Source organism: Candidatus Scalindua japonica (assembly GCF_002443295.1).
Taxonomy (GTDB): domain Bacteria; phylum Planctomycetota; class Brocadiia; order Brocadiales; family Scalinduaceae; genus Scalindua; species Scalindua japonica.
In genome coordinates, this window is sequence record NZ_BAOS01000032.1 from 1 (window position 1) to 5,514 (window position 5,514).

General features: G+C 40.9%; 7 protein-coding genes. All 7 read right to left on the reverse strand.

The window, feature by feature from the left end:
• Positions 1-188 precede the first annotated feature (188 nt).
• On the reverse strand, positions 189-644 hold the full coding sequence (locus SCALIN_RS17935; RefSeq protein WP_096895835.1) for a 4Fe-4S binding protein: 456 nt from the start codon (positions 642-644) through the stop codon (positions 189-191).
• 80 nt (positions 645-724) lie between these two features.
• Positions 725-1,615, reverse strand: coding sequence for a cytochrome b family protein (locus SCALIN_RS17940; RefSeq protein ID WP_096895836.1), 891 nt, complete (start codon positions 1,613-1,615; stop codon positions 725-727).
• A gap of 140 nt (positions 1,616-1,755) precedes the next feature.
• Positions 1,756-2,529 (reverse strand): cytochrome b N-terminal domain-containing protein, encoded by a 774-nt coding sequence (locus SCALIN_RS17945; protein ID WP_096895837.1) that lies wholly within the window; start codon positions 2,527-2,529, stop codon positions 1,756-1,758.
• A gap of 25 nt (positions 2,530-2,554) precedes the next feature.
• The gene (locus SCALIN_RS17950; RefSeq protein ID WP_096895830.1) at positions 2,555-3,076 is read right to left on the reverse strand and encodes a QcrA and Rieske domain-containing protein; all 522 of its coding nucleotides are present in this window, start codon (positions 3,074-3,076) and stop codon (positions 2,555-2,557) included.
• A gap of 5 nt (positions 3,077-3,081) precedes the next feature.
• On the reverse strand, positions 3,082-3,540 hold the full coding sequence (locus tag SCALIN_RS17955; RefSeq protein ID WP_096895831.1) for a c-type cytochrome: 459 nt from the start codon (positions 3,538-3,540) through the stop codon (positions 3,082-3,084).
• 105 nt (positions 3,541-3,645) lie between these two features.
• A complete protein-coding gene (locus tag SCALIN_RS17960) occupies positions 3,646-4,341 on the reverse strand; it encodes a carboxypeptidase regulatory-like domain-containing protein (protein WP_162532394.1) in 696 nt (231 codons plus the stop codon).
• 222 nt (positions 4,342-4,563) lie between these two features.
• Positions 4,564-5,514, reverse strand: a 951-nt coding sequence (locus SCALIN_RS17965) for a hypothetical protein (RefSeq protein ID WP_203415558.1), incomplete at its 5' end; no start/stop codon positions are given.

Consider the following 5,514-nt stretch of genomic DNA (forward strand, 5'->3'; position numbering starts at 1 on the left):
TTCTAATCTCATCGTTAATTCTGTCCATTAAAAGAGAAATATAGTTCATTTGCAGCTGTTTCCAGGGTCTTCCTTCATATACTTCGTCCAGGATTACCCAGATAAATGACCCCAGTAGTATGAGACTTGCAAGGATGAATAGAAACGAATAAGATTTTTCTTCTTCTTTCTTCATAAAACTACATGCGTTATGTAATCAATATAGAATCGCCTGAGACAATTTTCTTCTGTGCTTCTTCTAAAACTATAGCGTTTTTAATACAAATCCTTTCACACTCTCCACAACTAACGCAATCCGCCGGCGTTATCAGTGCAGCACTACCGTTAATTTCAAAAGGCATTATGGCGCTATTAATCCCCAGACAATTAAACGGACAGATAGTAACGCAAGCCTCGCATCCGCTGCAAAATTTCTGATCGACAACCGGCTTTGGCCTCTCTTTTAAACTTACTTTCTTACAAACATTGCCGGAAGGATCTTTAACGGCAGATGACGCACAGGCCATACCACACACACCACACTCTATACAAAGTGATGCTATAATATAATGGTTCTCTCTCACCTTGCCGGAAATAGCTCCCATCGGACACTGCTTCGCGCAAGCAGTACAACCGGTGCATTTGTTAGTGATTTCATATGGCATAAGTTTCTCTATAAAAGATAGCTATGCAAATAGATTATTGTTGCAGTGTTTGTGGTTGCTCTTATAATTTTTGTACTTATCTAAATGTTAAACCATGGTGTTACCCATATGTATTTCATGTGAAATATCAACCTCAAGAACATCTTTATCGGTAATCCAATCATTGACCAGAAAAGAAATGACACAGTTATATATCTTATGAGTCCTAGCTTCTGAAGATTTTTACTGTTCCTGGCTTTCATAACTACATAGGGAATTACCATGCCGAGAAGATAATATAATGTTACAACACTGCCTCCTGTAATAGAACCTGATACCGATCTTGAATCGATACCAAGGAATTGCGTAAAATCATAATTTGTTTCAGCGACAATAGTGTGTGGGACCCACTCCTGCCATGGCCAGTACCATAACCAGCCGGTCCCACGAAAAAAAACACCAACTACTATCAGTATCACCCATAAGAACAGAAAACCAAAACTAAACACTGAGACTGCAAACTTTCGTTCTCTGATCGTGTAATACCCACTGCCTTTTGGATTAATATCGATGTAGGGGATGGCCATTAAGCCGACAATAATCAACAGGGGAAAAAGTACTCCTGCAATCCAGGGATCGAAATAAACAAGCATTTCCTGTAAACCAAGAAAATACCAGGGTGCTTTTGAAGGGTTAGGGGTGATGTTAGGATCGGCAAATTCCTCCAGTGGCGCATTTCTTAGTACACCCCAGACAAGCAAACCTGCCGTGACAAAAATGGCAACTAAAAATTCCTTTCTTACAAGGAACGGCCATGTCAGAACTTTGTCCTTTCCTGATTGCCCTTCAGGCGGCCACTTACCTTGTTTTTGCAAACGATCATTCTTGATAGCTTCCCGAAAAGCGACTACTGCAAAGAAAAACACTGCGATGCCAAAAAGGGCTATTACCTCATTGTCTTTAAGAAATAAGATGTGTATTATATTTGACATAATAATTCCAGTGATAAAAAGAGTGTGAGTTTCTGCTTACCGTCAGGTAGGCGAAAATTCACACAACACAATAGTTCATAATTTTACTGAATATTAGCATATTCAAAGCCGAAGGATAATGATAGCACTCAATTCAGTAATTACAAAGAACCTGAAAAGCCGTCTTTCCTGACCCTCCATAAATGCACACCAATTAAAAGGGCGACAAATAAAGGAATGGCAATACAGTGCCATACATAAGCCCTTAGCAATGCGTTTTTCTCTACGCTTGAACCTCCCAATAACGCGAAACGGACATCATTATGTGCCGTCATTCCCAATTGTTCTCCAAATGGTCCTTCATGCCCAAGTAGCGGTGTAGCTCCTGCCATATTTGTCCCTACGGTAATTGCCCACACCCCCAGTTGGTCCCATGTTAGCAGGTAACCGGTAAAGCTGAGTAGCAGAGTTAAAACTAACAGACCGACACCTATTAACCAGTTAAACTCCCTCGGAGCTTTATACGAACCTGTCATAAATACCCTGTACATATGGATCATGACCGTAATGACCATCAAATGACCTCCCCACCTGTGTATATTGCGCAGTATCTTTCCAAACGGGACACTGTAATGAAGGTCCTTTATATCCCAGTATGCTTCACCGATAGAAGGGTGATAATAAAACATCAGGTATACACCTGTTAACGTAAGGAAAAGAAACAGAAAGAAGGTAATTCCTCCCATGCACCAGGTATACTTCAAGGCCAGTGCGTGTCTTGATAAGCTAACCGGATGCAGGTGCAAGAAAAAATTACCAACCACCGCCAATACCCTGCTGCGTTTTGTATCGTCATGTTTGCGCCTGAAAATCGATTTCCAGATCTGTGAACTTGTTACATATCTCTTTATCTTCTCGTCTTTCTCTTTATCCATTACTTGGTTTTCCCATTATATCTTTTTAAACACTGATAAAGGCACCTGGTTTATCCCATTGTCGCCTTTCTCCTCTAAACCTGACACTCTCATCAACCATAATCTCTCCATTTTCTGATAATGTAACCTTGAATCGGTCCAATGGCCTGGGGGCAGGTCCTTCGATATTTATCCCATCGGGTGTGTAGCCGCTGCCATGACATGGGCACTTGAATTTGCCCTCTGCTGCCAGCCAGTTGGGCGTACAACCCAGGTGTGTACATTTTGCCTCTATTACATATAATTTATTCACCTCACGGACTACCCAGATTCGTCGCAGTTGTTTAAACTTTTCGTTTACCCCCTGTGTGTATTCAGATAGATATCCAATTGTATACTTTGTTGGAGGTTCAAAAAGCGTTCTGGGGAAAAAGAATCTTATGGTTGAACCGAGAACAGCGGCAAGGAATAAACTGATAACTCCCCATCCACCATAGTACATAAATCTCCTTCGGTGTACTTTGTGCTCGACTTTATCAACCAATTCAGGATTTGTACTGTTTTTCATACTATTCACCTTGCCGTTTTAACAGTAAAAGTCCGTAGAAAAGTGACGACGTTTCTTATTTTTTCCTCTTCTTTCAACGTATACTGCCATGGTGGACAGAAAGGGCTTTTTCCAAATGCGGCCGTACCTTTCTTTATAACTTCAATCAAATATTCATCCTGCACCTGGTCCATAAAATCTGGATCAGTAAAGTTTCCTGGTTTCGGTTTAAGGTCACTTGCGTAATAATTACCATCTCCTTTTCCGTATTTTCCGTGACATGGTGAACAGTGTTCTTGGTAAACCCTCCTGCCATTACGAATTTCAAACGACTCTTCAGGTTGGAATTTCAGTTCGTATCTTTCTGTCCTGGTGCCTTCTTCTGTATTTGCGTAAGGTTGAATAAGAGGGAAAAATAAGAAGATAAATATAGTAAAAAAACTTATGGCTGGCATTTTCTGACTTAATCTGTATTTTTCTTTCATAGTGCACTTGTTAAAGAAACAGTAATTGATATAAAGGCTATAGCTTTTTTAACACCAAACCTGGATGAATCAGGACCAGACAGGAAAAGAATATTTATAAGGTTACTATTTACGTTTTTTTAAAGTAAAGTTTACCTCTACAGTCCTTCCGCCTTCTACTGATACATCCTGTTCCTCAGACCTCAGTTTTTCGTGCCATGTCTTTAGTTTATATGTTCCGGGTGGTACATTATCAACCTTAAAGTTTCCATCTTTTGCTGTAACCGCAAAATAGGGGTTATCTAATACTACAACATACGCGGACATTTCCGCATGCACGTTACATAGAAGCGGTACTTCACACGACTCATTGAATGTAACAGGTTTTGAAGCACCAATGTCATACGTTCCAAGATTAAACTGGTTGCAGCTGTCAGGAGTAGAAAATACGTTATGCCTGACCAGGTCACTATTAGGAAAATCTATCGTTGTCCCTTTCTGTACTGCTATTACGTGTGGAACAAAAATCAGGTTCAACTGGTCAACAACGCCATGTTCTTCCGGTGGTTCAAAGTTGTTGTCCCCAGCTTTCTCAATATAGACAACGGTATCGCCTGAATGCCTTGTCCTTCTGCATTTCACTTTACCTGTTATAATACCGGGATTCTCTACCGCAACATCCAGCCTTATCTCATTCTTTAATTCCCGCATGGCCTTTTGCAGTTTCTCCTTCATTTTCTGGGATTCATCCTGGGCCCTCAAGTCAGTTGCAAGTAGAAATAAAATAAAAAATGCGAGTACTGTTAAACATAATCTCTTCATAAATTCAAATCTCCTTTCCCCGTCATAATAAGACATCGTCCATGACACTGCACGAATGTAAACTTTCGGCTATCAATGACAGAAACCCGGGCCTGAATGGTAAACGGGGAGGTTTATATCTGGCCCGGGCTTCTGTTTATCAACATAGTAATTTATTCAAAAAATTTTGTACTACATGTTCTAAACAAAATGCTATGTAACATACTGCCTGTTACAAACAGCTTAGAATGCGATATCTACGCCAAGTCTGTAGGTAGTATCCAGAAAACTTCCAAGATCAACTCTATCTGCCTCGTTGCCGTCAGTTCCTGTTTGTTCGTCTTGATAATCTGACCAGTGTGCACCGGCAACTACCTTGAAATTTGCTCTGGGAACAATTGTTGCGTCAAAAGAGTATTTCGTAAATGACCCTATATCCCTTACATCATAATCAGGATTAACATTTTCTACCCTGACAGCTGGTATAAGCCATGGAAGGACGACGCACTGTAGTTCCGCGGTGTAAATAGATGTATGAAATGATGAACCTGACTCCTGGGCTAAATTACTACCGAATGTACCTGCTCCGTATGTTATTGACCCCTTTATATCATCTTCCATAAATGACGCGGCCCCTATAAAATTAAAATTACGCCAGTTTGCGTCAACAAGAACACCAAAACGTTCAAACCTGTTTGCCTCGGAATCGAAAAGGCCTCCATCAATCGGATTGCCAAAAGCGCCTGATGTAGGATCATCAATATATGCTCCGGTAACACCTCGATAATAATAACCCTTTATCCTGACAGAATCGTCACGCCAGTTCTCTTTTGCTGCCAGCGAATCGTCTACAGACTCTTCACCTAGTACGCCCATACCGCCTATCTTGTACGATACCGTTACATACCAGTCTTTGCTCTTATTTATCTCTCCTCCAAAAATACCACCAAGCACTCCATCGTCACCAACCATATTTGTTATTATAGTATCCATATCACCGGAACCATCGAAAAGTTCAGCTCCTTCTCCTGTTTCACCATTAACGATACCTGCCGCCCATTCAAAACCGCCTCTGCCTTTAGGCCCATTCCAACTACCCCAGATCTCAATTCCATTCTGGGCCGGGTGGAAACCAAAGAAGTTACCGGCCGATATTGTTGGCATCACATCCATCATATAATTTGATAACGAAAG

Coding starts and splice junctions, on each gene's coding strand:
- SCALIN_RS17935 (WP_096895835.1), bottom strand. CDS start 644: ATGCCATATGAAATCACTAACAAATGCACCGGTTGTACTGCTTGCGCG.
- SCALIN_RS17940 (WP_096895836.1), bottom strand. CDS start 1,615: ATGTCAAATATAATACACATCTTATTTCTTAAAGACAATGAGGTAATA.
- SCALIN_RS17945 (WP_096895837.1), bottom strand. CDS start 2,529: ATGGATAAAGAGAAAGACGAGAAGATAAAGAGATATGTAACAAGTTCA.
- SCALIN_RS17950 (WP_096895830.1), bottom strand. CDS start 3,076: ATGAAAAACAGTACAAATCCTGAATTGGTTGATAAAGTCGAGCACAAA.
- SCALIN_RS17955 (WP_096895831.1), bottom strand. CDS start 3,540: ATGAAAGAAAAATACAGATTAAGTCAGAAAATGCCAGCCATAAGTTTT.
- SCALIN_RS17960 (WP_162532394.1), bottom strand. CDS start 4,341: ATGAAGAGATTATGTTTAACAGTACTCGCATTTTTTATTTTATTTCTA.